The organism is Campylobacter sp. CFSAN093246, from assembly GCF_012889415.1.
GTDB lineage: Bacteria > Campylobacterota > Campylobacteria > Campylobacterales > Campylobacteraceae > Campylobacter_D > Campylobacter_D jejuni.
The window spans coordinates 1,592,985-1,619,700 of sequence record NZ_CP040613.1 but is presented as its reverse complement, the minus strand read 5'-3'; the positions used below and the strand labels follow the sequence as shown (position 1 = coordinate 1,619,700).

The window sequence follows — 26,716 nt, the reverse complement described above, 5'->3', positions numbered from 1 at the left end:
GAACAAGCTTAAGAACTTTTTGGTATCTTGGGCTTGTTTTTTTAAATAATTATTTCTTTAGTATTTTTTCGTTATAATTTTACCATTTTATTTATCGTATTAAATTTTTACAAATATTTACTTAGGAGCAAGGATGCAAATGATAAAGAAGATGGTTTTAAGTGAAACTTTCCCTGGTATTTTGCTTATATTTTTTACATTTTTAGCTTTATTATGTAAAAATTCTTCTTTAAGTGTTATTTATACAGATTTTTTTCATGCTAATTTTACAGTAGGATTTGATCATTTTCAAATTTCAAAATCGTTGGATTTATGGATAAATGATGGTTTGATAGCTATATTTTTTCTATGTATAGGGCTTGAGTTAAAATATGAAATTTTACGTGGGCAACTTAAAAATATAAGAGCTGTATCTTTACCTATATTTGGAGCTTTAGGGGGTATGATTACTCCGGCTTTAATTTTTATTGCTATTAATTATTCTCATGATTTTGCTATGAAAGGTTGGGCAATACCTACAGCAACTGATATAGCTTTTGCAGTGGGTATTTTAATGCTTTTGGGAAATAAAATTCCTACAAGTTTAAAACTTTTTTTACTCTCTTTAGCTATTTTTGATGATTTGGGTGCTATTGTTATTATTGCTTTGTTTTATACAGATCAGCTTTCAGCTTTAGCAATTATTATTTGTTTGTTTTGTATATTTGCTCTGCTTTTGTTAAATTATTATCACATCACCCATCTTTCTTTGTACGTGTTGGTAGGTGTTGTGTTGTGGATAGCTATGCTTAAAAGTGGAGTGCATGCAACTTTGGCTGGTGTGATCATTTCTTTGTTTATACCTCTTGATACAAAAAATAAAAAACCTTATTTACATGAAGTTCTTAAGGATTTAAATCCTTGGGTAGTTTATTTTATTTTACCTTTATTTGCTTTTGCCAATGCTGGAATTGATATTAGAGATATGCATCTTGGTTCAGTATTTTCTCCTGTAAGTCTTGGGATTATTTTAGGACTATTTTTAGGAAAACAATTAGGTGTTTTCACTTTTTGTTTTATTGCTATCAAACTTAAACTTGCAAAATTACCTGAAAATATTAAATATGGAAAATTTTATGGTATATGTATTTTAACAGGCATCGGTTTTACGATGAGCTTGTTTATTGATGGTTTGGCTTATAAAAATAGTGATATTTTTGAATATGCGGATAAACTTGCTATTTTAGTAGCTAGTTTTTTAAGTGCCATTGTTGGTTTTATTTATCTTAAGATTGTTAAATGAATAATATAGTACATAAATTAAAAACTTTAGTTTTAAATGAGGCTTTTGGCGGCGTTTTACTTATAGTTTGTACTTTGCTTGCTTTGCTTGTGCAAAATGGATCTTTTAGCGAACATTATCGAGAATTTCTAAATTTAAAAGTCGGATTTAGTGTAGGTGAATTTGAGCTTAATAAGCCTTTTTTACTTTGGATAAATGATGGGCTTATATCTATATTTTTCTTTGCTATAGGGCTTGAGCTTAAGAAGGAATTTTTGCACGGGGATTTTAAAAATCCTAAAAATATTGTTTTACCTTTTATGGCTGCTTTAGGCGGTATACTTATACCTGCGATGTTGTTTGCTTTGGTAAATATAGGAGATGCTTATACTTTAAAAGGTTGGGCTATACCTACAGCCACAGATACAGCGTTTGCCTTAGCGATTTTAATGATGTGTGGCAAGCACATTCCATCAAGTTTAAAAATTTTCTTACTTTCTTTGGCTATTTTTGATGATGTGGGTGCTATTTTAATTATAGCTATTTTTTATACGACAAAATTATCAATAGTTGCTTTTGTCGTTGCAGGACTTGCTATTTTGGTAATGCTTATTTTAAATCTTTTAGGGATAACAAGAAAGTCTTTTTATTTTATTTGCTCAGTTATTCTTTGGATTAGTGTTTTAAAAAGTGGAGTACATGCAACTTTAGCTGGAATTGTAACAGCATTTTTTATACCGATGCAAACTAAAAATGGGGAAGCATTTTTAGAAGAAATTTATGAAAGCTTAAAATTTTGGATTGCTTTTATTATTTTACCTTTATTTGCTTTTGCTAACGCTGGAGTAAATTTATCCAATATCGATATAGGAGCAATTTTTTCAGGTGTAAGTATAGGTATTTTCTTAGGGCTTTTTGTGGGTAAACAAGTGGGTGTATTTTTATTTTCTTATTTGGCAATCCGCTTTAAATTTGCAGCTTTGCCCCAAGGTTCAAATTTGAAACAACTTTATGGGGTTTGCATACTTACAGGAATTGGTTTTACAATGAGTTTGTTTATTGATGGATTGGCGTATGAAGTTAGTGATATTTTTAATTATGCAGATAACTTAGCTATTCTTATAGCCTCATTTTGTTCTGGGATTTGGGGTTTTATTTATCTTAAATTCTTTACTACTCGATCTTAAGGGGATTGATGAGGCATATTTTTTTTATTATTACGATTATATTTTTTATAAGTGGATGTAGTTTTTATCAGAATCTAAACTATCGTCCTAGTTACAACACAAATAAAGAAGCAAGGCTCAAGGTTATTGCAAATGAATGGAAAAAAACCCCTTATGTTTTAGGTGGAACTAGTAAAAAAGGTGCTGATTGTTCAGGATTTACACAGAGCGCATTAGCTCAGCTTAATATACGCATACCTCGCACTACAAAAACTCAATTAGGTTCTGGAAGAAAAGTTTCTAAATCAAAATTGCAAACAGGAGATTTGGTATTTTTTAAGACAGGTAGAGGGCCAAATGGTATGCATGTTGGTATTTATATGAGCAAGGGAAAATTTATACATTTATCTACTAAAGGTGGAGTAAAAGAAGTCGAGCTAAATAGTTCTTATTGGAAGGCTCGTTATATAGGAGCAAGAAGGTATTAAAGTGAAAATAGGTGTATTTGATAGCGGAGTAGGGGGGCTTAGCGTTTTAAAATCTCTTTATGAAGCTAGACTTTTTGATGAAATTATCTATTATGGAGATACCGCAAGAGTTCCTTATGGAGTAAAAGATAAAGATACTATTATAAAGTTCTGTCTTGAAGCATTGGAATTTTTTGAACAATTTCAAATTGATATGCTTATCATTGCATGTAATACTGCTAGTGCTTATACTTTAGATGCTTTAAGGACAAAAGCACATTTTCCAGTATATGGTGTAATTGATGCAGGGGTTGAAGCAACGATAAAAGCTTTGCATGATAAAAATAAAGAAATTTTAGTCATTGCAACAAAAGCAACCATTAAATCAGAAGAATACCAAAAGCGTTTATTATCCCAAGGATATACAAATATAAATGCTTTAGCTACAGGGCTTTTTGTGCCTATGGTTGAAGAAGGTATTTTTGAAGGAGATTTTTTGCAAAGTGCTATGGAGTATTATTTTAAAAATATCACAACTCCAGATGCTTTGATACTCGCTTGCACTCATTTCCCTTTACTAGGTCGTTCTTTAAGTAAGTATTTTGGTGATAAAACAAAATTAATTCATTCAGGAGATGCTATAGTTGAATTTCTTAAAGAAAGAGAAAATATAGATTTGAAAAATCATAAAGCAAAATTACATTTTTATGCTTCAAGCGATGTTGAATCTTTAAAAAATACTGCTAAAATTTGGCTAAATTTATAAGGAAATAAAATGATAGAATTGAAAAAACCAGATGAAATAGAAAAATTAAGAATAGCAAATCAAATTGTAGCAAAAACTTTAAATTTTTTAGAGAATGAAATTAAAATAGGAATGAGCTTAAAACAAATCGATAAAATGGCAGAAGATTATATTTTAAGCCTTGGCGCCAAGCCATCATTTAAGGGACTTTATGGTTTTCCAGGTGCCATTTGCACATCTTTAAATCAAGTTTGTATCCATGGAATTCCAGATGATAAAATTATCAAAGAGGGTGATATTTTAGGTCTTGATGTGGGAAGTTTGATTGATGGGTATTATGGGGATGCAGCAAGAACTATTGCTATAGGAGAAGTTTCACCCGCTGATAAAGCTTTAATCTCTTGTGCTAAAGACGCGTTATATCATGCTATAGATATTATTCGTGATGGAATGCGTTTTAAGGAACTTTCAGCTGCTTTAGGCGAATTTATCCATGCAAGAGGTTTTGTCCCGCTTCGTGGATATTGCGGGCATGGTATAGGACGAAAGCCCCATGGAGAGCCTGAAATTTTAAACTATTTAGAAAAAGGTGCGAGTGCAAAAAGTGGCCCTAAAATTAAAAATGGAATGGTGTTTTGCATAGAGCCTATGATATGCCAAAAAGATGGAACACCAAAGCATTATAATGGAAAATGGGATGCTGGAAGTATTGATGGGCTTAATGCGGCTCATTATGAACATTGTGTTGCCGTGATTAATGGGCGTGCTGAAATTCTTTCTATGATATGATATTAAATTATAAAAATAATATTTTTTTCTTAAAATTCTAAAAATTTAAAATTTTTTAAATAATATTGTAGTAATATTCTTTAATAATTTAAGTTACTAAATGATATTTTTATAGCAGATTAAGTGTTTTTAGAATAAAATGTCACATCGTATTAAACTAAAACATAAATATGGTTTAGATAATTTAATAAAAATTGTTAAATTATCTAAATATTTATTTTAGTTTAAAGAGATCTTTTAAGATCTCGTTTGGGTTAGGCTATTTCCCTCCCCCTTTTTATTCGTAGCCTGACTCTCTTTTAGAGTTTGGAAAATCTCTTTAAGCTAAAATATATTATATTTGCTTAAAGAGAACAAACGATTACTATTCTTATTTAAATAAATTTTTAAAATCCATTGTAGAGTTATAAATTCCAGCATTATCCATAGTTTCGCCCATGGTAATTGCAGTTGATAATTCTGATAGAATGATTTTTATTTCATCTCTTTTATCTTGTATATAGGCCAATACACCTTCGTAATTACTTGTTTGAAGAATTAAAAGTGGATTAGCAATTTCAAATTCAAAAAGTTTTTTACCAACATAAACATTGAAAATATTTCCAAAAAGAGCTGTTCCCATGAAAGAGCAGTTTTGTATAAGTTGTGACGCTGTGGCATCAAGAGTTCTTTTTTGCATATCATCTGAATTTTCATCTATTCTTTCTAGAATGCTTTTTTCTATTTTTTTTAAAGACATATCAAGCACTTGAAGTGCTCCTATAAAATCATTTGCATCATTGATTTGAGAGCAAATTTGATTTGCTTTAAATTCATTCACGCCCTGAATTTCACCTAAGTGTTTTTTAAATATATCTAAATCACTTTTCATTGTTTACCTTTCAAAAATATTGCTAAATATTTAAAAAGCAAAAAGTGTTCCTAAATTAGGATAAGTTAGAATTTACCCAAAAAACAATCTCATTGCCAATTTTATTCAAGGCTTTTTGAAAAGCATTATAGGTAGAGCGGATATCTTTTTTTTCTATTTTTTCTTTAGTATTGAAAATTTTATGAGCTATTATTTGATTGTTTTCAAGATTTATGAAATTTACACTTACAGAAATTTGAGCGTAGTTTTCATTGTTATTAAGAATTTGCTCAAAAGAGTTAATCCTGCTTTCAAGAGCATAATCCGCACTTAAAGAGCTTGTTGAAGAAAGCAAGGTTGTAAAAATATTGCTTTGTTCAAATTTTGACAAAATTAAAAAAGAATAAAGATTGCTTGGTAAATCTCCCCAGAAATAATGTGCGTATTTGTTGCTAAAACCATTATCTATATAAATAATAGCCCGCGAGTTTAAATACAAAGGTGCATTTGCATTGCGAATTTTAAGAATTTTACCAGTTTTTTTAAAAAAAATATTTGAGTCTATTCCTTCATCTTTTAATATGATATTTTCATTTTTGTTGATGGTTTCGTGTCTTAAAGAGCATCCGCATAATATAAAAATAAAAGTCAAAATATAGAATAATTGCTTTAGCATTATTTTTCTCCTGGTCCTAGTTTAGGTTTGGTTTCTTTAAAAATCAAATCAGCAGGGCTGTTTTGTAAATTTTCTATTAGAATATTGCTTTCAATTAAAACTCGTTTAAAAAGCTCTAAATTTTGAATCAAAGATGCTTTAATATCATCATAAGTGTTTAATTTTTCATCAGCTTTTTTTATGAAATTTTTTAAAATCATTGTGCTTTCTTTTATGTCTTTAAGACTGGAGTTGAAATTTTGCGCACTAAGGCTTATATTATCAGCCATTTTTCCTATTTTTAAACTTGCGTTTGAAAGATTAAGGCTTAAATTTTTAGAATTAGCGTTTAAATTTGCACTTAGTTCTGCTAGATTTTGCAAAAGGATTTCTAGATTTTTAAGATTTTTTTCGCTTAAAAGTTCTTTTGATTTATCATCGGCCGTTTTAACCAAAGAAAAAATATGTTCACTTTGTCTGTCTATGGTCGCTAAAAAACTTTCTTTAAAAGGAATGACCGGAAGTTTTCCGTGGATAGATACTAGATCTTTGCTATTTTTACTTCCGCCTTGAAGTTGGACAAATTTAAGTCCTGTAATACCTTGAAGTTGCAAAGTAGCAAAAGTATCTTCTTTTATAGGGGTGTTATTTTTAACCTTAATGCGTATGTTAACGCCGAGTTCATCTTGATTATAAATGCCAATTTCTTCTACACTACCTACTTCCACGCCCAAAAGCCTTACGGGTGCTTTTACGCCAAGTCCTGCAACGGATTCTTGTGTGTGAATTTCATAATACTTAAAACTTTCTTCTTTAGAGTATCCACCAAGCCAAAGTATGAAACCAAGGCTTGCAAAAAATACTCCAAAAACAAAAAGTCCTACAAAAAAATAATTTGCTCTATTTTCCACTTTTACTCCATAAATCTTTTAAAAAGTCGTTCATTTTGCAAGCGTAATTCTTCATAAGTGCCGTAAAATCCAACTTTTTTATTTTCTAAAATGATAAAGCGATCGAGTAAATTTTTCATACTTTCTTTATCATGTGTAACCAAAATGATATTTAGATCAAAACTTTTTTTTAACTCTAAAACCAAATCGTCAAATTCACGACTACTATGAGGGTCAAGTCCTGAAGTAGGTTCATCTAAAAAAAGCAATTTACTATCAAGTGCTAAAGCTCTAGCAATTGCCACTCTTTTTTGCATACCGCCACTAAGTTCGCTTGGAAATTGTTTTAAAACACTTTCGTTTAAGCCTACCATTTTTAGCTTCATTAAAACCAGTTCTTGTATGCTATTTTCATCTAAATGAGTGTATTCTTTTAAAGGAATGGCGATATTTTCATAAACATTAAAAAAGCTAAAAAGTGCAGCAAACTGAAAAACCACACCCCATTTTTTACGCAAAGCAAGTGCATCTTTTTCGTTGATATTTTTAAGTTTATAGCCTAAAATTTCATATTCTCCACCATCAAAATGTTCAAGCATAAGCATTTGTTTTAAAAGGACGGATTTTCCACTTCCACTACCTCCTAAAATACCAAAAATTTCGTTTTTTTTGATTTCAAAACTTACGCCATCATGGACAATTTTTTCTCCAAATTTTGTAATGATATTTTGCGCTTTAATAACCATTTAAATTCCTGCAGAAGTTAAAACAACAGAGAATAAAGCATCAAAAGCTATCACCCAAAAAATAGCATTTACAACGCTTTTTGTTGTATAAATTCCTATGCTTTGTGTAGTGTTTTTTACCTCAAAACCACGAAAACAAGCAATAAGTCCTATTAAAAATCCAAAAATAGGTGCTTTTGCAAGTCCTATAAAGATATGTTTTATATCTACAGCCTCTCTAAAACGTCTTAAAAATTCGGCAAAAGAAATATCAAGATTTAATTTTGCAACCATCATTCCACCTATAATACTGATTGCATCACTAATGGCAACGATTAAAGGCATAGCCACTATCAAAGCCATGACACGTGGAATAATAATAAATTCAAAAGAACGAAAACCCATAGTATTCATAGCTGCAATTTCATCAGTAATTTTCATCACTCCAATTTGTGCGGTATAAGAACTTGCACTTCTTCCTGCGATCACTATGGCAGCGATTAAAGGTGCAAGTTCTCTAGTGGCTGAAATTCCCATCAAATCCACTATGAAAATATTGGCTCCAAATTGTGCGAGTTGATAAGCAGCCTGATAGGCTAAAACCACTCCTACTAAAAGAGCAGTTAAAATAACTATAGGTAAGGCTTTAAAAGCAGAATTTTCTATATGATATAAAAAAGCAATAAAGCGAAAATTTTTAGGATTTTTAAGGCATAAAAAAAGACTTGTGAAAAAAGCTCCTGTGAAATTGATGAATTTTCTTAAAATTTTTAAAAGTTCTAAACTTAATTTTCCAAGATCGATAAAGTATTCACTGAAATTTTTATGTGATTTTTTTGTTTTGCCTAGTCTTTGGTAGTTTTTTTCACAAAGTTCAAAAAGGGTTTGAAAGCGTGAATTTAAGCCTTCTTTGGTGATTTTAATATTTTTATTTTTAAGGTCATTTTCCAAAGCAAGGAAAAATCTCACTCCAGCGGTATCGATTGCTTTTAGATCTTTAAAATCAAAAATCACTTCCTTGCTTTGGATCAAAGCTAAAAAATCTTTTATTTTTAACTTATAAATACTTGTTTTATCCCAAATTCCAAAGATAAAAAGAGTATTATTTTGAAATTTGAAATTTGTATTCATTTTATTTGCTAAGGATAAAATTTACAAGCTTTGAAACGCTAAATCCAAAGCGTTCAAACACATCTTTGTCTTTACCACTTTCTCCAAAACTTTCTATGCCATATACTTTATGGCAAAATTTATAAAGTTCATTAGAATGTGCTGCTTCAACACCTATAACTTCACCTTTTAACAATCTTTCTTGATAAGCTTTATCTTGTTTTTCAAAAAGTTCAAAACAAGGCATGGAAACAACATTACAAGCAAAACCTTGTTTTTCAAGTTCGTTTGCACTTTCTAGACAAAGCCAAACTTCACTTCCACTTGCTAGAAGTGTAAATTTAGCCTCTTTGCTTTCTTTGAGTAAATACGCTCCGTTTTTTACATCTCCAAAAACAGGTTCATTTAGAGCTTTGAGTTTTTGGCGTGAAAGCACAAAAGCACTCGGAATATCAGCATTTAGGGCTATTTGCCAAGCTTTGACATTTTCCACCCCATCAGCAGGTCTAAAGGTTAAAAAATTTGGCATAGCTCTAAAAGTGCTAAGTTGTTCTATAGGTTGGTGTGTTGGTCCATCTTCGCCCACGCCTATGCTATCGTGTGTGAAAATGAAAAAATGTTTGATTTTCATTAGAGCTGCTATTCTTGCGGCAGGTTTTAAGTACTCGCTAAAGATGAAAAAAGTTGCCGAAAATGGTAAGAAAATTCCATATCTTGCAAAAGCATTGTTAATCGCTGCCATAGCGTGTTCTCTGATACCAAAATGGATATTTTTACCTTCTACAAAGTCTCCCATACTGTGAAGTTCTGTTTTATTCGAAGGGCCTAAGTCTGCACTTCCACCTAAAAATCCTTCTAAATTTTTAGCTAAAACATTTAAAATTTCACCATTACTATCTCTTGTAGCAAGATCTTTTCCTTTAAAATCAGGATAAGCTATCTTGTTAAAATCAGGATTTAATAGCCTTTCTAAAAGTTCTTTTTTAGCACTTTTTTCAAGCTTATCTTTCCATTTTGCTTCTTCTAAATCCCCAAGTTCTACAGCACTTTCAAAGCGGATTTTGCTTGCTTGTGGGATATGAAAACTGATATTTGGATCAAAGCCTGCTTGTTCTTTGGCTTTTTTAATCACTTCTTCACCCAAAGGTGCGCCATGGCTTTTATGACTGCCTTCAAGCTCTCCTGCACCCTTTGCTATAGTTGTTTTTGCGATGATAAGACAAGGTTTTGTGGATTTTTTAGCTTGTTCTAAGGCTTTATTGATTTCTTCATAATCGTGTCCATTTATACTTAAAACTTCAAATCCTTGTGCTTCAAAACGCATTTTTACATTTTCGTTAAAGGCTAAACCTACATCGCCTTCTATAGAGATATTGTTGCTATCATAAATAAGTATGAAGTTATCAAGTTTGTGAAGTCCTGCTAAAGAACAAGCTTCATAAGAAATGCCTTCTTGTAAATCCCCATCTCCGCAAAGACAATAAATTTTATGATCGATTAAATCACTGCCTAGCAAATTTTGTGCTTTTTTTGCTGCCATAGCAAAGCCTACAGCATTGGCAACGCCTTGTCCTAAAGGGCCTGTAGCGATTTCTACTCCAAGAGTTGAAATTTCAGGGTGTCCAGGGGTTTTAGAATGAAGTTGGCGGAAATTTTTAAGATCTTCTAAGCTTAAGTCATAGCCGCTTAAATGTAAAAAACTATAAAGCAAAGCACTTGCATGTCCGCCTGAAAATACAAGTCTATCTCGGTTTAGCCAAGTTGGATTTTTGGGATTGTGTTTTAAATGATAACTTAAAACACTTAAAATATCTGCTAAGCCCAAAGGTGCACCTGGGTGTCCTGAGTTTGCTTTTTGCACCATATCAGCACTTAAAAATCTTAGAGTATTTGCCTGTTCTTGTAAAATTTGAATGTTCATTATTTTGCCTTTATAAGTATTGAATTATTAAATTTTGTATCATTTGTGCGAGTTTTTCATTAAGTTTTTCTAAGTCTTGTTCGCATTCACTAAGAAGATTTTCTTTTGTTTTTATGGCTTGTTCAAGTCCAAGCAAATTGACAAAAGAATTTTTATGAATATCGTTGTTGGTAGGCTTTCCGCTTTGTTCTTGACTTGTAGTTACATCGATAATATCATCATTGATTTGAAAAATCAGTCCTAGTTTTAAACCAAGTTTGTAAATTTGATTGCTTTCTTCGTTGTTAAGTTCGCAAATTTCACAACCCATTTTTAAAGCTGCGGCGATCAATCTTGCGGTTTTATGTGTATGCAAAAACTCAAGTTCATTTAAACTCAGTCTTTTGTCTTCAAAAAAACAATCAATAGCTTGTCCTATGACCATTCCATTAAGTCCTGCATTAAAGGCAAGGGTTTTGATGAGTTTGATTTTGATTTCATCTTTTAAATGAGCATGACTTAGAACTAAAAAAGCTTCGGTATTTAAAGCATCACCTACTAAGATGGCTGTAGTTTCATCGTAGCTTTTGTGTAAGGTTGGAATTCCTCGTCTAAAGTCCGCATTATCCATAGCGGGTAAATCATCGTGTATGAGTGAATAAGTATGGATAAATTCCAAAGCTAAAGCTACATCTAAAGCTTGATTTAAAAGTTCAGGTTTATTGCTTTGCACTACGCTTAAAAGCAATTGTGCGCGAAAATGCTTTCCTCCTGCTTTTAACATAAGTGCTAAAGCTTCATTGAAAAAAGGATGAAAGCTTTCAACTTTGGGTAGATTTTTTTCTAAGTGATGGATAAAAAGTTCTTTTAAATTCACTTAGTAAGCCTTATGAAAAATTGAAATTTACCATCGCCACCTGAGTTGGCATTTCCGCCTAGTTCATTGTTGAAATTTGATAAAGGTAATTTAGTACTTTTGCGTTCAATTAAGATGCTAAAGTCATTACCAGCACTTAAAATATTTTGTAATTCTTTAAAATTATTTAAAATAATATTATTAACGCGTAAAATTTTATCTCCTACCATAAATCCTGCATTTGATGCTTTTGATTTTGGATCTATTTTAGTTACAACAAGACTAGCATTAACCGTTAAACCAAAATTGCTTGTGAAATTTGTAATTTTTGGTTTTGGTTTAGAATCAGGAAGGTTAAATTTGCTCAAATCTTTTGCAAAAACTTCAGTAGAAATATTTAAATCCATATTATCACGCAACACTTGAAAATAAAGAGTGCTTCCGCGATCTGCAAAAAGAATTTTTTCATTGAGTTTTCTTAAATCATTGGCGGGTAAGCCATCAACACTTATAACTTGATCATTGATTAAAAATTGTGGATTTTTTCTTACATTGTTAACATAAATTTTATTTTCTCGAACAACAAAATCAACGCCAATATCCCCCCAATAAACATCGTTATATTTCATAAAATGTTTTAAATAGCGATTGCCTATAAAAGAGCTATTATTTAAAGCAATCCCCATCATTTCACAGCATGGAGTCCCTAAAAGTCCTATTTTAGAATTAAAATCAAGTTGATCTTTTTCATCAATATTTTGAGCTAAATACTTAATATGCCCTATATAAGGTTTATTAGGATCCCAAATTCCAACCCAATCATTACGAGTAAGTTTTTCTTCATCACCCATAGGAGTAGGGATTAGGCTAAAGTCAGTTCTTACAAGATATAAATTTAAAAATGGATCGTATTTTACATATTTGTTAAGCTTAGCATTAGGCTGTTTTAACACAGCAAGTAAATTTTCACTGAGTGCAAAAGCTGGCATTCCTTCATAGTTGAGCATGCTTGCCTTATTTCTTTCATAACCTGCTAAAAAATCTTCAAATTTAGGTCTTTCTATACCAAAAGACAAAGTAAAAAGCATGCAAATAATTAAAATTTTTTTCATAATTTCATACCTCCAAAACCGCCTAAAACATCATTCGCCATACTTGAACGATTTTGTGCAACCATAGCCAAAACATCATTAATTGCAGAAATAAGTAAAATTTGCAAGGATTCTTTATCTTCAAGTAAAGAATCATCAATGCTAACATCGATAATTTCACCCTTTCCATTGGCACTTACTTTAACAAGTCCTGCTCCGCTTTTGGCACTAAATTCACGATTTGCAAGTTCTAGTTCTATATTTTTTGCTTTTTCTTGAACTTGATTTAAAAGTTCTCCCATTTTAGAAAAATCCATATTTTCAAACATTGATTATCCTTGATTTTTTAAAATTTCATTAACAACTACTTTATCACTAAAAGGATATTTTATCCCTTTAATTTCTTGAGTAGTTTCATCACCTTTGCCTAAAATAACGACTAAATCGTCATTTTCTTTTAGTTCTAAAGCTTTTTTTATAGCTTCTTTTCTATCTTCTATCATTAAAACTTTTTCTTTTTTAGTAAAGCCTGATAAAATTTCTTCCATGATGGTTTTTGGTTCTTCGCTGCGTGGATTGTCACTTGTAATGATAGCAATTTTTGCAAAATGTTCGACGATTTTTCCCATTAAAGGGCGTTTGGTTTTATCTCTATCTCCACCTGCTCCAAAAACAACGATGAGTTTTTTATTTTTAAGAGTGTCAAGCACTTTTTCAATGCCATCAGGCGTATGAGCAAAATCTACAATCACACCTTTTGCTACTTGTTCTACCCTGCCACAAACCCCGCCAAATCCACTGATAGCTTTTTCCAAGTCTTTTAAATCAGGCTTTACGAGTTCATTCACACAAGCACTAGCAACTAGAAGATTGTAAAGATTAAAAAGTCCTAGCAAGGGCGAGTCTATGTGAAAAGTTTGATTTTTATTTGTTACAATAGTACTAATGCCTTCTTCTAAAGAATAAGCTTTGATTTGATATAAAGCAGGATTTTCTATGCCATAAGTAAAAGCATTACGCACATTAAATTTAATAGCCAAAGCATCTTTGTTGATAAATTTTAAACTCTCATCGGTAAAAAAAAGTTCTTTTGCTTCTTTATAATTTTCAAAAGTACCGTGAAAATCTAAATGATCTTGAGTGATATTGGTAAAAATTTTAGCAGCAAAATTTAAGCCTTCGATGCGGTTTTGAACGAGTGCGTGTGAGCTTACTTCCATGATGAAAAAATCACATTTTTTTTGAGTGGCTATTTGTAGGTATTCTAAGGTTTTAAGAATAGGGGAGGTGGTTAAGGATTTTTCATCGATTTGTTCATCGTTGATAAAAGCTCCTCTTGTCCCACAAAGCCCACACTTATAACCTAAATCCAATAAGATAGAATAAATCGCTGCTGCGGTTGTGGTTTTGCCATTGGTTCCTGTGATTCCTATGATTTGAATCTTTTCATCGATTTTTAAAAGTTTTTTACACTCATTTACATCAATGATTTTTGCACCTTTTTCTAAGGCTTGAGCGTGAAATTTAGCATTTTGTGTGGTTTGCAAAAAAAAGCATTCTTTTTCACACTCTAAGGTGTTATCTGTAATGAATGAATTTTCAAGTTTTAATTTCACTTTTAAATCCCATGAGTTTTTCTTGGAGTTTGATAAATCTATCATTTGCCCAAAAATGAGGCATAACATTTTCTATGTAATTTAAAGTCATATCTTTATAGCCATTATCAAGTAATTTTTCCAAAAAATCTAAAAAATCATCACGATTATCAATAACTAATTTAGTGCTGTTAATGATATTTTCAAAACTTTTTTGAAAGCCAAGTTCTTCTTCGCTTTTTAAAAAATCTTGATAATTTAACGCATGCCCATCTTCAAATTCGTTTTCCTGTTTGTTTTCTTGTTTTTTAAATTCAATTGTACTTAAAATTTCTTCTAAGTCTTTATCAATGCTAGAGATTTTGTAATGTTCTATATAAAAATCAAAAAGTAAAGAAGCTTCTTTAGGAGATTTTAAAGCAAGATCACAAAGGCAGATAAAATTTAGCAAGCGTTTATTTTTGCGTTTTTCATAAGCCATAGAAAAATACATTTTTGCAGTTTTAAAATCTTTCTTGTAAAAATGTTCAATTCCAAGTTTTTTATAATTTTGCAAATTCGTCTGCTCCGCCGTTTAAATTGATTATAGTGATTTCCGGATGAATATCAATCTTAAGTTGCCTTTCAAGACCGTATTTTAGCGTTGTTCCACTCGATGCACAGCCTTTACAAGCTCCTATTAAATGGACATAAACGATCCCATTTTTAATTCCTAAAAATTCAAGCCCTCCGCCATCACGTTCAAGCATAGGCAAGCTCTTTTCTAAACTTGCTTTAACAGGATTTATAAGCTCTTCATCACTAAAAGGCATCATAATTTATCCTTAAAAATTTTTATATACTTTAGCGTGATTGTGTTTAAAAAAAGGTAAATTAAGGCTTGAAATTTAAATAAATTAAAAAGGTTCGTCATTATTTTGTATGCTAAATCCTAAATCATAAGCTGTAAAGTTTTTGTTACCAAAAATTCCATTTAAGTTTCTAAATGATTGTTGCAGAATTTCTTCGTTTTTTTCATATTTTAAGAAGCTTAAATATTCTTTTAAAAAATTATTTAATTCTGCGGTATTTAAATTTTTAATTAAAAGATTTAAATTTTTATCAATAAGCGTAAAAAGTTGTTTTTTTAATGCGAGTGTAGAATTTTTAATTTTTACATTGTTTAAAAAAGCTAAATTAACCTTGCAAATACCTAACAAGAATTCGCTATAGTTTAAATTTTTTCGAATATTTTTACTTTCAAATTCTCTAATATCACTATCTTCATAACCTTTTTTTTCTAAAATTTTATCCAATAAAATCTTATGTTTAAAACAAACACTATCACTAATTTGCTTAAAATCGTTACATATATCTGGATGCTGTTTTAAAAAAGCTATAAGTTCTAATTCTGCAATGTGAATTTTTTCTTTAGGAAAATTGTATTTATTTTGAGAAATTAAAGGGGTTTGTATGGTTTTTTTTGAATTTTGTGATAAGACAATAAATTTTTCATCCACTTTTAATAAATTTGAAACTAGACTAGTGTAAGAATTTGCCACTAAAGGTTCAAGATTAAAGGTGAATTTTTGTATAGTTTCTAAAGCTTTTTGTTTATCAAGAGCAGAAATTATGGAATGAGTGGATATTAAGCGTCTGATATAAAATTCACCAAGCTCTATTCCTTCATCGAGTATATTATGGAGTTTTGTGCTTTCATTTTTTGCTACGAGCTCAGCAGGATCTTTTCCGCCTTGCAAAATTGCCACTTTACCGTCTATTTTGTTTGTGCTTAATAAAAATGCAGATCGTGTCGCAGCTTTTAATCCTGCTTCATCATTGTCAAAACATAAAATCACTTTTGCATCATAACGGCGGATTAAGGGTAGATGATGTTCGGTTAATGCTGTTCCAAGAACTGCTACAGCATTGTTAAACCCTGCTTTGTGAAAAGCTATTGCATCCATGTAGCCTTCACATACTATTATTTCTTTTTTTTTGGCTATATTTTCTTTAGCGATGTTAAAAGCATAAAAAATTCTACTTTTATCAAAAAGTATATTTTGGGGTGAATTTACATACTTTGCCGGTACATTGGGATTTAAAGTGCGCCCTCCAAACCCTACCAATAAGTCTTTATGATCGTAGATTGGAAAGGTGATACGCCATATAAAACTTGCGTAAAATTCATTATTTTCATCTTTTTTTAAAGCTCCAACACTCATAGCATCTTCTAAAGGAATTTTTTGATTTTGCAATAATCTTATACTATCTTCACTTGCTCCTGCAAAACCTAATTCGAATTTGGCTATATCTTTGTCATTTAAAGCTCTCTGGTAAAGATAGGTTAAAACTTCTTTGTGGTGTTTGAGATTATCTTTAAAATACGCATTTAAGCTTGGTAGTATAGACTTTAGCTCTTTTTTATTTTCTTGTTTTTCTTTTGTATAACTCAAAGTAAAATTACTAAGGCTTGCAACTTTTTCAACTGCATCAGCAAAACTTAATTTTTCATAATCCATTACAAATTTAAAAGCATCTCCACCAGCCTTGCAGGCAAAACAATGATAAAAACCTTTGATAGGATTGATATGCATAGACGGGTTTTTATCTGCATGAAAAGGACAGATACATACAAAACTAGAGCCTTGTTTTTTTACTTCAATATAATTTTCTATAATATCAACAATATTAAGTCTTTGGGATAAATTTTCTATACTTTCTTTAGTTATCATTTTACAAACCTTGTTAAAATTATACAAAGATTTGGCTATAATTTGGCATAAAATTTTTAGAGCGAGACTATGGATTTTTTCTTTGTAGAATACAGAGACCCTTTAGTAGGGCTTATAATTTTAACCATTTTAGTATTTGTTGTAGCTGTTGCAAATTATATTTGGAAAATATTTGCTAACAAAGATGAAGAACAAAAGCTTGAAAAATTTATAAAAAAATTTGAAATGGATAACGCTCATAAAGAGTTATTAAGAAATAGTAGCTTGAGTTTTGGAAATTTAAGTTTTTTGGCTGAAATTTTTACTAAAAGCGGGGAATTTGAAAAAGCAACTCAAATTTATTTGATTGCTCTTGAAAAATGTAAAGATAAACAAGAAAGAGAATTTATTTTCCTTTCTTTAGCAAAAGTTTATTTTAAAGCAGGATTTTTAGAGCGTGCAAAAGAAGTTTTATTACAAGCTTTAAAACTGCGTCCAAGAAATATACAAGCCTTAAAACTTTTAAAAATTGTTTATTTAAAACTTCGTTCTTATAAAGAAAATTTAGAACTTTTAGAATGTCTTTTTGAGCTTAATGAAGATGTACAAAAAGAGCGTGATTTTATCAAAGCTTTAGAACTTTGTACTTTTAATATTACTGATGAAGAAAAAAAGAAAAAACTTTTAGAATTTAAAATAGAAGATAATCCTATGTTGGGGCGTTTAGTTTTTGAAAAATATCATATGTTTTTAGGGCAAAATTTTTTTGATATTTGTGATTTGCTTTATAGAGAAAATGAAGCGTTTAATTTAGAAAATCAAGATTTTTTAGAATTCTTTTATGCTTTGGGTAAAATTTCAAAGCATGATGATACGCACCAGTTTGTTTTTAAAAATTCTAACTTTAAAATGTTAAAAATTTTAAAAGATAATTCTTTTAATGCGGGGTTAGAATTTTCATATCGTTGTTCTGAGTGTAAAAATGTAATGCCTTTGTTTTTTTATCACTGTCCTGTTTGTTATGAGTTTAATACTTGTAAAATTATTTATGAAGTGAAAAACAATGAAACACATTGAAATTTATACAGATGGCTCATGTCTTAATAATCCAGGTTTTGGCGGATGGGCTTATATTTTGCGTTATAAGGAGTATCAAAAGGAAGGTTTTGGAGCTGAGGCTAATACCACTAACAATAGAATGGAGCTAATGGCAATTATTGAATCTTTGAAGGCTTTAAAAGAGCCTTGTGAAATTTCGCTTTTTACAGATTCTAACCTAATGGTTCAAAGTATTAATGAATGGCTAGAAGGATGGATAAAAAAGGATTTTAAAGGTAAAAAAAATATAGATTTATGGAAGGAATATATTAAAGTGGCAAAATCTCATAAGATTAAGGCTTTTTGGGTAAAAGCACATAATGGACATTTGGAAAATGAAAGGTGTGATACATTGGCGCGTGAAGCTGCTTTGAAAATTGCAAGGGAAAATGATGAAAAACATTGAAAAGCTAGAGCAGAGTTTAACTTATGAATTTAAAGATAAAAATCTTCTTATACATGCTTTAACCCATAAAAGTTTTAAAAAATCTTACAACAACGAACGCTTGGAATTCTTAGGTGATGCCGTGCTTGATTTAGTTGTAGGTGAATACCTTTTTCATAAATTCGCCAAAGATGCTGAAGGAGATTTATCTAAGCTTAGAGCAGCTTTAGTGAATGAAAAGTCTTTTGCAAAAATTGCAAATAGTTTAAATTTGGGCGATTTTATTCTTATGAGTGTTGCTGAGGAAAACAATGGAGGAAAAGAAAAGCCTTCTATACTTTCAGATGCGTTAGAAGCCATTATAGGTGCTATACATTTAGAAGCTGGGTTCGAGTTTGCAAAAACTATTGCTTTAAGGCTTATAGAAAAAAATTTCCCTCAAATTGATGCAAAAATTCTTATAAAAGATTATAAAACAAAATTACAAGAGATTACACAGGGAAAAATCGGACAAACTCCGCAGTATGAAACAGTGCGTGCTTTTGGCCCTGATCATTTAAAGCAATTTGAAATTGCTTTAATGCTTGATGGTAAAGAACTTGCAAGAGCTATTGCAGGAAGCAAAAAAGAAGCACAGCAAATGGCAGCAAAAATTGCACTTGAGAAATTAGGAGCTTTATAGTGAATACCTTTGGTACGAGATTGAAATTTACAAGTTTTGGTGAGTCTCATGGTGTGGCTGTTGGATGTATTATTGATGGAATACCTGCTGGAGTTAAATTTGATGAAGAATTTTTGCAAAATGAGCTTGATAAACGCAAAGGCGGAAGTAAATTTGCAACACCAAGAAAAGAAAGCGATAAAGCTCAGGTTTTAAGCGGGGTTTTTGAAGGATATACAACGGGTCATCCCATAGCTATAGTGGTTTTTAATGAAAATGCTCATTCTAAAGATTATGATAATTTAAAAGATCTATTTCGTCCTGCTCATGCGGATTTTACTTATTTTTATAAATATGCCATAAGAGATCATAGAGGTGGGGGTAGATCAAGTGCTAGGGAAAGTGTTGCTAGAGTGGCTGGTGGTGCAGTTGCAGCCATGCTTTTGCGTGAATTTGGTATTTGTGTTCAAAGTGGTGTTTTTGGAATAGGAACTTTTGTATCAAATTTGAAAGAAGAAGAATTTGATTTTGAATTTGCTAAGAAAAGTGAAATTTTTTGTCTTGATCCAAAACTAGAAAGTGACTTTAAAAATGAAATTTTAAATGCTAGAAATTCAAAAGATAGTGTAGGCGCTGCTGTTTTTACAAAAGTTAGTGGTATGCTTATAGGACTTGGAGAAGTTCTTTATGATAAGTTAGACTCTAAATTAGCTCATGCTTTAATGGGAATTAATGCTGTTAAAGCAGTTGAAATAGGCGAAGGTATTAATGCAAGCAAAATGCGCGGATCGTGTAATAATGATGCTTTAAAAGATGGCAAGTTTTTAAGCAATCATAGCGGAGGAATTTTAGGAGGAATTTCAAATGGAGAAAATCTTATTTTAAAAACTTATTTTAAACCTACTCCTTCTATTTTTTCCAAGCAAGAAAGTATAGATAAATTTGGCAATAATTTGGAATTTGAACTCAAAGGTAGGCATGATCCTTGTGTAGGTGTTAGAGGAAGTGTTGTAGCTAGTGCTATGGTGCGTTTAGTTTTGGCTGATTGTTTGCTTTTGAATGCGAGTGCGAATTTAAACAATTTAAAAAATGCTTATGGATTAAAATAAAAAAAGCCCATTTTCATGGGCTTGATTGCAATATTTTGAAAAGATTCAAATACTATATCGCTTGTTTTGCTAAATACTTTATACTTTAACTAATAAAAAATTGATTAATATCAGCCTTATTTTCAAAAGCTATGCTTGTATAAGCTTGATTTTTAAATTTAAGTTCATAGCTTTTTCCTGCTTCGTGTTTAGTATAGGTAAGGGCTATTTTTAAGGCAAGTTCTAAGTCTTTTTCTGAAATTTTTTCATCTACCAAAGAGTAAGCTCCGATTAAATCCCCAATTTCTATTGCTTCATATTTAGGAGTTTTTAAACCTTTTAAAAGAGTATTTTCAAGTTCATTTCTACCTATGATCATTTTAGCTCCATTGGGTAATCTTAAATGACGACCATATTTTAAAAGTTGTGCGTCATTAACCTGCATATCTTTGTCAAATTCTATGAAATCTCGAATTTTTTTAGCAAAACTATCAAGAGTTAGCAAACAACCTCCACCTGGGCTTTCAAAGTCTTCTAAGCCAAATTTAGCTGCAAGTTCAAGTTGTCTTTTACGACTTCTTCCAATAATACCTTCGAGTTTTTCTCTATCTACCCAACCTTCTCTTTCAGGTTTGGTTAGAGGTAGGTTTTTTGCACACATAGGACGCAAGATTAAATCTTCTTCATCAAGAGCAAGTTTTTTAACCTTTGCCATTGCATCACTTCTTTGACTCATAGGGCGTTGTCCTAAAACTTCTCCTGTGATGATAAAACTTGCATTTTCTTCTTTTAACATAGCAAGAGCAGTTTTAAACATAAAAGCATGACAATCTATACAAGGATTAAAATGTTTGCCATAGCCATATTGTGGATTAAAAAGCACTTCTTGAAGATAGGAATTTCTTACATCTATCATTTCAAAATCTGCACCTACCATTGCCGCACGCTTTTTCATGATTTCGCTTTTATCACTTGTGCTTCCAAAACCTATGTTGATATTTAGAGCTTTAACTTCTATGCCTTGTGCAGTGATGAGTTTCATTGCAAGCATACTATCAAGCCCACCGCTAAAAAGAGCTAATGCTTTCATTGATTCCTTTCTGAGAATATAAAATTTTTTAAGATTTTGTCGATTATAAAAGATATAATTTTAACTAAAAAATCTTTAAAATAAGGATTGGAAAGTGTTAAAAATAATTTTGATTTTAAGCATTTTGAGTTCTTTTGCTTTTGCAAATTCTTGTGTTAACTACGAGCAAGAACTTAAAAAGTGTAATTCTTTAAAAAATTCACATGAGAGAAAAATGTGTCGTTTAGGCTTATTTGCAAAATGTAAAAAAGGATAAATAATGAAAATCGATACTTCTGCTAGTTTAACCCATTCTTTAACTAATAATGTTGATAAAAAAGAGCTTAGCGTATTAAAAAAAGAAGATCAAGATAAAATTCCCGTGCAAGATCTTTCGAGTTTAAATAGCGATGGTGTTAAGGTTGTTTTTGAAAATAAGCAAGGTGAACTTATAGCTTTAAATTTAAGCGATGAAAATTATAGTAGTTTACAAAAAAATTTCGGTTCTTATACGAATTATGTTGCTAGAAATGATGGTAGTATAAGGCTTAATGGCGAAGCAAACCAATTTGTTTCAAATTGGTTTGAAAGTGTAAAAGATAATTTTGGTTCTTTAAATTCAAATTTAAATAATAAACAACAAAGTGTAAAATTAAATTTTAATACAAATACCCTTCAACAAAGTATGCAAAATTTAGGCTTTAAAACAAGCGATGAAAAAATATCTGATGATGCAAATATAGAAGAAAAATTAAATTTTTTTATTGATAAAGATGTAAATAAAGATGGTAAAGTTGATGATAGTGATGTTAAAGAACCTAGCATGAGAGAAATTTTAAGCGACATTAAAGAAGCATCAGGTAGTGGAGCTAGTGCTATGAAAACCATAGATCCGCAAAAAATCAATAAAAAAGATGATAAGGAAAATAATATCAAAGAAAAAGAAGACGAAGATTTGCTTCAAAAAGCCCAAGAAAAAGGTTTAAATGCTTTAAGTGCTGATGAGCAGGCAAAGCTTGAGGCTAGCAATCCTGAAGAATTTGAAAAACTGAAGCAAAAATCTTTGCAAGAATTAAGTCAGAATTTAAGTAAAGATTTTCAAAATAAAATTGAAAATCAAGAAGCACAAATTGTAGATAAGAGAGTGTAGCAAATTATAATTTTACCCTCTTAGGGTTTTAAAATCATATATAATAGGTAGTGTAATTCTTAAATCCCCGTTATAGTATGGAAAATTTAAAGAAGCTTTTCTTATGCTTTCTAAAGCACTTTTATCTAATAAATCATATCCTGAGCTTTCTATGATTTTTAAATCTGCTAAAGTTTTGTTTTCTTTCCATAAAAATTCTACTTTTACAGTTCCTTGCATACGCATTTTTTTTGCTTGCCTTGGATAAAATTGTGCTTGTTGTATAGCTTTTTGGATTTCTTTTAATACAGGGTGATTATCTTTTCCTTGTGTTAATTGAGTGATCTTAGGTTTGACATTTGTATCAGTTGTTTTTGCAAAAGTTTTAACTTCTTGAGTTGGTGCTATTGGGGTTTTATTTGGTATTGGGTGTGGAGGTGTTTTTTTTATCTTTTTTTTGCATTTTTTCAGGAGTTTTTTTAATAACTTTTGGCTGAGGTTTTGGTTTGATAGGTTCTATAATGGATTCTGTTGGTTTGGTCTCATTTGTTGGATTAGTTTGGGTAAATTGTTTTATTGCTAAAGAAAAAGAATCTTCATTTTTAATTTCCATTTTAAAAAAGTCATTTGAGTAAAAAATGACAAAAAGCAAAGGTATAAAGACTATAAAAGTTATATAAGAAGCTTGGTATTTATAATTTAAAAATAAAGTTTTCATTTGTTTTTCTCAGTAAGAATCTGAAAATTTTCATGTTCTTTGGCTTTTAAAAAATCTATAATTTTTACAAAGCTTTCAAATTTAGCATTTTTATCGCTTTTTAGTTCTACTATGGTTTTTTTATCAAGTGAAAAAATAGCATTTTGAACTTCATTTAAATCAGCTAATTTATCATTTAAATAAAAAGTATTTTTTTCGTCTATGGTTATAAGAAGTTTTTTTTCATTATTGCTTATATTGGTAGCATTTTCACTTGAAGGAAGTGAGATTTGAATTTTTCCATGCGCAATAAAGGTTGAAATACTAAGCACTATAGCAAGCAAAACAAGCATAATGTCTATAAATGGGACTATATTTAAACCTTCATTTTTTGGTAGTTTAAGCATTTTTATTTGCCTTATAAGCATTGCTTAAGAGGGAAACTTTTCTAAGTAAGGCATTATAAGCCATTAAAGCAGGAATAGCAACCAAAAGTCCTAAGGCTGTAGCTTTAAGAGCTAAAGAAAGCCCCACGATTATAGATTTGACATCTATATTGCCCGCCAAGCCCATTTCGTAAAATGTAACCATGATGCCTATTACAGTGCCTAAAAGTCCTATATAAGGGGCATTGGAATAGATGATATATATAGTGGTTAAATTTTCACTAATCGCATCATCAAATTGCTCTTGATTCTCATAATTTTTAAAGTTAATTTTTCTAAAAAATAGCATTCTTTCTACAACACACCAAAAAGCTATAAATGCCATAATTCCTAGAATTAAAAAGATAATTAAATCGATGTAATCTTTTAAAAATTCCATATTTTTCTCCAAAAATATACTTATAAATTTTAAAAGATTATACTGTATAAAAAATAAATTTATAATTAATATCAATTATCATAATTTTTAAGAAATTCTTGTTTATAGTATTTATTTTTATTAGGTTATAATTTATAAAAATTTAATAGGGTTTAACATGACTATAGAATTAAATCACAATTTTACCTCTTTTGTTCTTCTTGATGAAGTTGATTTTAATTTTTCGGAGTTAAAAAGCATTTTAGAAGATAAATTTAATATAAAAATAGCTGATGAAAATTTTACCAAAGAGGGCGTGATTTTTTCATATGAAAATATGTTAGTTACTCTAAATTTGATTAAAAATCCTATACCTAATCACGAAGCAGAATACTATGCAAATTTTAATTTTATGTGGAAAGATGCCTTAGAGCAAACTAAAAAACATAAAGCTCATCTTCTTATAGCGGTGCTAAGTCAAGATCAAAGCAAATTAGAACAAGCTAAAATGTTTACGAAAATTGCAGCTTTATGTTTGGAAAATAAACATGCTTTAGGTTTTTATACAGGTGCAGTTGTTTTAGAGCCCAGTTTTTATATAGAAAATGCAAAAATGTTAGATGATAATCGCTTGCCGGTATATAATTGGATATATGTTAGTGTTTATCCTAGTGAAAATGGAGTTAATGCTTATACTTATGGGCTTAGAAATTTTGATAAATTAGAACTTGAAGTTTGTGATTTAAACATAGAAGAAAAAGAACTTTTCTTTTGTATTTATGATATTGTTTTGCATATTTTAACTTATGATATTAATCTAAAAGATAAAGATATTTTAAAATTTGAAGATGGAAAAGAAATAAAATTTATAAAAAGTCAAGGTATAAGTGTTGAGAATGAAAGCTTGAAAATTATTTTTTAAGTTTCACATTCACTTCACAGTTTTGAGTTAAACTTTCGCCAACCAAGAAAAAAAGGAGAAATTATGAAAGCAAAACTAACTTTACTTGCTTTGTTGGGTACTACGGTGCTTTTAGCTAAAGATATGGTTGTTCCTGCTAGCGAACTTCCAAATAATGCCAAAGAATTTATTTCTAAAAATTTTAAAACCGCTCAAATTGGTTTGGTGAAAAAAGATATAGATTCTTATGATGTGATTTTAAATGATGGAACTGAAATTGATTTTATGATCAATGGAGAGTGGAAAGAAGTTGATGGAAAATATAAGGCTTTGCCACATACTATCTTACCTAATGTTATGAAAAAAGTGAGTGCAACTCAATCAAATGCTCAAATTCTTGAAGTAGACAAAGAAATTAATGGTTATAAATTTAAGTTTAATAACAATATGGAAGTTTATACAGATATGCAAGGAAATATCCTAGGTCAAAAATTAGATTAATTTTTGAAAATTTAACTCCCTTAGAAAATTTGATGCAAAAATTTGGAAGCATGGTCTTCCAAATTTTTATTTTTTGATTGCAAAACCCAAAATATATTTAGTTTTAAAATAATACTTTATTGATACAAGTGATTGTTTTTTTATAAAATTAAATTTACAAAATGTTACATAAGATTTAAAATATTTTTTTTAAAAAATAATTATTTATAAATATTTTGCTAAAATAAAAGAGATGTAATCTTAAATTTAAGGAAGAATAATGAATACTCCTAAGTGGACTCGTTATGACACGAGATGGGTTTTATCTCTTTTTGGAACCGCTGTGGGTGCGGGGATATTATTTTTACCCATTAAGGCAGGTGTGGGTGGTTTTTGGCCGGTTATTGCAATGGCTGTGATTATTTTTCCAATGGTTTATCTAAGTCATAGAGCTTTAAGCCGTTTTGTAAGGCAAGCAAATGGTAATGATAAAGACATTACTCATGCTGCCGAGGAGTATTTTGGTAGAGGGGTGAGTATTTTTATTTCTGTGCTTTACTTCTTTGCAATTTTTCCAATTTGTTTAGCGTATTGTGTGGGTATAACCAATATTTTTGAAAGTTTTATCTACCATCAATTTTTACCCCTTTTAAATTCAGAGGGTGTATTTGCAGATATTATTCGTGCCATGTATGAGGTAAGCACAGATGATAAAGAAAAAGTTGTAGCGAGTTTATTTCCTTTTTATCGTTTGCTTTTAGCTTTTATTTTGGTAAGTGTTTTTATGCTTATCATGCTTTTTAGTGAAGAATTGATTACTAAAGTGTGTGAATGGCTTGTATATCCTTTGTGTGCTATTTTATTTATATTTTCTTTGTATCTTATTCCGCAATGGTCATTTGAAAGCTTTAGCGCTATTCCTGGGGTAAAAGAATTTATTACTATAGTGTGGCTGACTTTGCCGGTTTTGGTGTTTTCTTTTAATCACTCGCCCGCTATTTCTACTTTTTCTTTAAGTGTAAAAAGACAATACAAAGAACATGCCGTAGAAAAAGCTGATCAAATTTTATTTAGAACTTCTACAATGCTACTCTTTTTCGTTATGTTTTTCGTGATATCTTGCGTACTTTCTTTAAGTCCTGAAGAGCTTAATGAAGCTAGAGCACAAAATATACCTGTGCTTTCTTATTTTGCAAATAAGCTTGACAATCCTTTTATTTCTTATGGTGGTCCATTGATTGCATTTTTAGCGATTTCTAGTTCATTTTTTGGACATTATTTTGGTGCTAGAGAGGGTGCTTATGGTATAGTAAGAAAATGTTGCAAATTAGCAGGTAGTGAAAATCCTGATTTGAAAAAAATTGCTATTTATTCAACTTTAGTTATGTATATTATTATGCTAATTACTGCTTATATCAATCCTAGTATTTTAGGTTTTATTGAAAGTTTGGGCGGTCCAATTATCGCAGCAATCTTATTTTTAATGCCAATTATTGCAATTTATACGGTTTCAAAAATGAAAAAATTCCAAAATAAAGCTTTAGATGCTTTTGTTTTTATTACAGGTGTTTTAACAATCATCACTGTAATTTATACTTTTTAAGGTGTGGT

30 protein-coding genes and 1 pseudogene are annotated in these 26,716 nt (G+C 30.3%); 14 read left to right on the top strand and 17 right to left on the bottom strand.

Going from position 1 to position 26,716, the window contains the following annotated elements:
- The first annotated feature begins 133 nt into the window (after positions 1–133).
- From nhaA (FBE87_RS08375) to map, 5 genes are read left to right on the top strand one after another with little or no spacing between them, the layout of a single operon-like run.
- On the top strand, positions 134–1,282 hold the full coding sequence (gene nhaA / locus FBE87_RS08375; protein ID WP_002799206.1) for a Na+/H+ antiporter NhaA: 1,149 nt from the start codon (positions 134–136) through the stop codon (positions 1,280–1,282).
- Positions 1,279–2,448: a Na+/H+ antiporter NhaA gene (gene nhaA / locus FBE87_RS08370; RefSeq protein WP_002868282.1), complete on the top strand. Its 1,170-nt coding sequence runs from the start codon at positions 1,279–1,281 to the stop codon at positions 2,446–2,448. The genes nhaA (FBE87_RS08375) and nhaA (FBE87_RS08370) overlap by 4 nt, the downstream gene beginning before the upstream one ends.
- Positions 2,449–2,456: 8 nt before the next feature.
- The gene (locus FBE87_RS08365) at positions 2,457–2,915 is read left to right on the top strand and encodes a C40 family peptidase (RefSeq protein ID WP_002826385.1); all 459 of its coding nucleotides are present in this window, start codon (positions 2,457–2,459) and stop codon (positions 2,913–2,915) included.
- Between the two features lies 1 nt (position 2,916).
- Positions 2,917–3,660, top strand: a complete 744-nt coding sequence (murI, locus tag FBE87_RS08360) for a glutamate racemase (RefSeq protein ID WP_002868283.1) — start codon at positions 2,917–2,919, stop codon at positions 3,658–3,660.
- 9 nt (positions 3,661–3,669) lie between these two features.
- Positions 3,670–4,428, top strand: coding sequence for a type I methionyl aminopeptidase (gene map / locus FBE87_RS08355; RefSeq protein WP_002858980.1), 759 nt, complete (start codon positions 3,670–3,672; stop codon positions 4,426–4,428).
- Positions 4,429–4,798: 370 nt separating this feature from the next.
- On the opposite strand, the gene FBE87_RS08350 is transcribed toward map, so the two are convergent.
- The 13 genes from FBE87_RS08350 to dnaG all read right to left on the bottom strand — a co-directional run bounded on the left by FBE87_RS08350 (position 4,799) and on the right by dnaG (position 16,814).
- Positions 4,799–5,299, bottom strand: a complete 501-nt coding sequence (locus FBE87_RS08350) for a flagellar FLiS export co-chaperone (protein WP_002851413.1) — start codon at positions 5,297–5,299, stop codon at positions 4,799–4,801.
- Positions 5,300–5,354: 55 nt separating this feature from the next.
- Positions 5,355–5,954 (bottom strand): ABC-type transport auxiliary lipoprotein family protein, encoded by a 600-nt coding sequence (locus FBE87_RS08345; RefSeq protein ID WP_002867543.1) that lies wholly within the window; start codon positions 5,952–5,954, stop codon positions 5,355–5,357.
- Positions 5,954–6,844, bottom strand: coding sequence for an MlaD family protein (locus FBE87_RS08340; protein ID WP_002860094.1), 891 nt, complete (start codon positions 6,842–6,844; stop codon positions 5,954–5,956). The genes FBE87_RS08345 and FBE87_RS08340 overlap by 1 nt, the downstream gene beginning before the upstream one ends.
- Positions 6,845–6,846: 2 nt before the next feature.
- Complete coding sequence (locus FBE87_RS08335) at positions 6,847–7,569, bottom strand: ATP-binding cassette domain-containing protein (RefSeq protein ID WP_100621797.1); 723 nt, start codon at positions 7,567–7,569, stop codon at positions 6,847–6,849.
- Positions 7,570–8,679 (bottom strand): MlaE family lipid ABC transporter permease subunit, encoded by a 1,110-nt coding sequence (locus tag FBE87_RS08330; RefSeq protein WP_002868285.1) that lies wholly within the window; start codon positions 8,677–8,679, stop codon positions 7,570–7,572.
- A 1-nt stretch (position 8,680) separates the two neighbouring features.
- Positions 8,681–10,579 carry a transketolase gene (tkt, locus tag FBE87_RS08325; protein WP_002858130.1) on the bottom strand — a complete coding sequence of 633 codons (1,899 nt, stop codon included), beginning with the start codon at positions 10,577–10,579 and terminating at the stop codon, positions 8,681–8,683.
- A 10-nt stretch (positions 10,580–10,589) separates the two neighbouring features.
- Positions 10,590–11,435: a polyprenyl synthetase family protein gene (locus tag FBE87_RS08320; RefSeq protein WP_002851379.1), complete on the bottom strand. Its 846-nt coding sequence runs from the start codon at positions 11,433–11,435 to the stop codon at positions 10,590–10,592.
- Positions 11,432–12,526, bottom strand: a complete 1,095-nt coding sequence (locus FBE87_RS08315; protein ID WP_002868286.1) for a PDZ domain-containing protein — start codon at positions 12,524–12,526, stop codon at positions 11,432–11,434. Before FBE87_RS08315 ends, FBE87_RS08320 begins: the two co-directional genes overlap by 4 nt.
- A complete protein-coding gene (locus FBE87_RS08310) occupies positions 12,523–12,834 on the bottom strand; it encodes a YbaB/EbfC family nucleoid-associated protein (protein ID WP_002851172.1) in 312 nt (103 codons plus the stop codon). Before FBE87_RS08310 ends, FBE87_RS08315 begins: the two co-directional genes overlap by 4 nt.
- A gap of 3 nt (positions 12,835–12,837) precedes the next feature.
- Positions 12,838–14,121, bottom strand: a complete 1,284-nt coding sequence (locus FBE87_RS08305) for a UDP-N-acetylmuramoyl-L-alanyl-D-glutamate--2,6-diaminopimelate ligase (RefSeq protein WP_002865460.1) — start codon at positions 14,119–14,121, stop codon at positions 12,838–12,840.
- Positions 14,105–14,656, bottom strand: coding sequence for a hypothetical protein (locus FBE87_RS08300; protein ID WP_002851410.1), 552 nt, complete (start codon positions 14,654–14,656; stop codon positions 14,105–14,107). Before FBE87_RS08300 ends, FBE87_RS08305 begins: the two co-directional genes overlap by 17 nt.
- Positions 14,643–14,915 (bottom strand): NifU family protein, encoded by a 273-nt coding sequence (locus FBE87_RS08295; RefSeq protein WP_002858971.1) that lies wholly within the window; start codon positions 14,913–14,915, stop codon positions 14,643–14,645. Before FBE87_RS08295 ends, FBE87_RS08300 begins: the two co-directional genes overlap by 14 nt.
- An 81-nt stretch (positions 14,916–14,996) precedes the next feature.
- On the bottom strand, positions 14,997–16,814 hold the full coding sequence (gene dnaG / locus FBE87_RS08290; protein WP_002851181.1) for a DNA primase: 1,818 nt from the start codon (positions 16,812–16,814) through the stop codon (positions 14,997–14,999).
- A gap of 69 nt (positions 16,815–16,883) precedes the next feature.
- Between dnaG and FBE87_RS08285 the strand changes: the two genes are divergently transcribed.
- Genes FBE87_RS08285 through aroC form a run of 4 tightly spaced genes read left to right on the top strand, consistent with a single transcriptional unit; the run spans position 16,884 to position 20,046 of the window.
- Complete coding sequence (locus FBE87_RS08285) at positions 16,884–17,870, top strand: CDC27 family protein (protein ID WP_002851401.1); 987 nt, start codon at positions 16,884–16,886, stop codon at positions 17,868–17,870.
- A complete protein-coding gene (gene rnhA, locus FBE87_RS08280) occupies positions 17,857–18,297 on the top strand; it encodes a ribonuclease HI (protein WP_002851277.1) in 441 nt (146 codons plus the stop codon). Before FBE87_RS08285 ends, rnhA begins: the two co-directional genes overlap by 14 nt.
- Positions 18,284–18,958, top strand: coding sequence for a ribonuclease III (gene rnc / locus FBE87_RS08275; protein ID WP_002851153.1), 675 nt, complete (start codon positions 18,284–18,286; stop codon positions 18,956–18,958). Before rnhA ends, rnc begins: the two co-directional genes overlap by 14 nt.
- The gene (gene aroC, locus FBE87_RS08270) at positions 18,958–20,046 is read left to right on the top strand and encodes a chorismate synthase (protein WP_100626251.1); all 1,089 of its coding nucleotides are present in this window, start codon (positions 18,958–18,960) and stop codon (positions 20,044–20,046) included. The genes rnc and aroC overlap by 1 nt, the downstream gene beginning before the upstream one ends.
- Before the next feature lie 85 nt (positions 20,047–20,131).
- Here aroC and FBE87_RS08265 read toward each other — a convergent pair whose 3' ends face one another.
- Positions 20,132–21,115 carry an MnmA/TRMU family protein gene (locus tag FBE87_RS08265; protein WP_002899699.1) on the bottom strand — a complete coding sequence of 328 codons (984 nt, stop codon included), beginning with the start codon at positions 21,113–21,115 and terminating at the stop codon, positions 20,132–20,134.
- A 94-nt stretch (positions 21,116–21,209) separates the two neighbouring features.
- Here FBE87_RS08265 and FBE87_RS08260 point away from each other — a divergent pair, with 94 nt between their 5' ends.
- Positions 21,210–21,371, top strand: coding sequence for a hypothetical protein (locus FBE87_RS08260; protein ID WP_100626250.1), 162 nt, complete (start codon positions 21,210–21,212; stop codon positions 21,369–21,371).
- A gap of 3 nt (positions 21,372–21,374) precedes the next feature.
- A complete protein-coding gene (locus FBE87_RS08255; protein ID WP_002889088.1) occupies positions 21,375–22,244 on the top strand; it encodes a hypothetical protein in 870 nt (289 codons plus the stop codon).
- Positions 22,245–22,256: 12 nt separating this feature from the next.
- Here the strand turns inward: FBE87_RS08255 and FBE87_RS08250 are convergent.
- The 3 genes and pseudogenes from FBE87_RS08250 to exbB all read right to left on the bottom strand — a co-directional run bounded on the left by FBE87_RS08250 (position 22,257) and on the right by exbB (position 23,745).
- Positions 22,257–22,941 (bottom strand): annotated as a pseudogene (locus FBE87_RS08250) (energy transducer TonB).
- Positions 22,938–23,327, bottom strand: a complete 390-nt coding sequence (exbD, locus tag FBE87_RS08245) for a TonB system transport protein ExbD (protein WP_002851470.1) — start codon at positions 23,325–23,327, stop codon at positions 22,938–22,940. Before exbD ends, FBE87_RS08250 begins: the two are co-directional and overlap by 4 nt.
- On the bottom strand, positions 23,320–23,745 hold the full coding sequence (exbB, locus tag FBE87_RS08240; RefSeq protein ID WP_002871878.1) for a TonB-system energizer ExbB: 426 nt from the start codon (positions 23,743–23,745) through the stop codon (positions 23,320–23,322). The genes exbD and exbB overlap by 8 nt, the downstream gene beginning before the upstream one ends.
- 157 nt (positions 23,746–23,902) lie before the next feature.
- Here exbB and FBE87_RS08235 point away from each other — a divergent pair, with 157 nt between their 5' ends.
- The 3 genes from FBE87_RS08235 to FBE87_RS08225 all read left to right on the top strand — a co-directional run bounded on the left by FBE87_RS08235 (position 23,903) and on the right by FBE87_RS08225 (position 26,708).
- Positions 23,903–24,646, top strand: a complete 744-nt coding sequence (locus tag FBE87_RS08235; protein ID WP_002858965.1) for a DUF4261 domain-containing protein — start codon at positions 23,903–23,905, stop codon at positions 24,644–24,646.
- Between the two features lie 63 nt (positions 24,647–24,709).
- On the top strand, positions 24,710–25,126 hold the full coding sequence (locus FBE87_RS08230; RefSeq protein WP_002860079.1) for a PepSY-like domain-containing protein: 417 nt from the start codon (positions 24,710–24,712) through the stop codon (positions 25,124–25,126).
- A 259-nt stretch (positions 25,127–25,385) separates the two neighbouring features.
- Complete coding sequence (locus FBE87_RS08225) at positions 25,386–26,708, top strand: aromatic amino acid transport family protein (protein WP_052822867.1); 1,323 nt, start codon at positions 25,386–25,388, stop codon at positions 26,706–26,708.
- Positions 26,709–26,716: the final 8 nt, after the last annotated feature.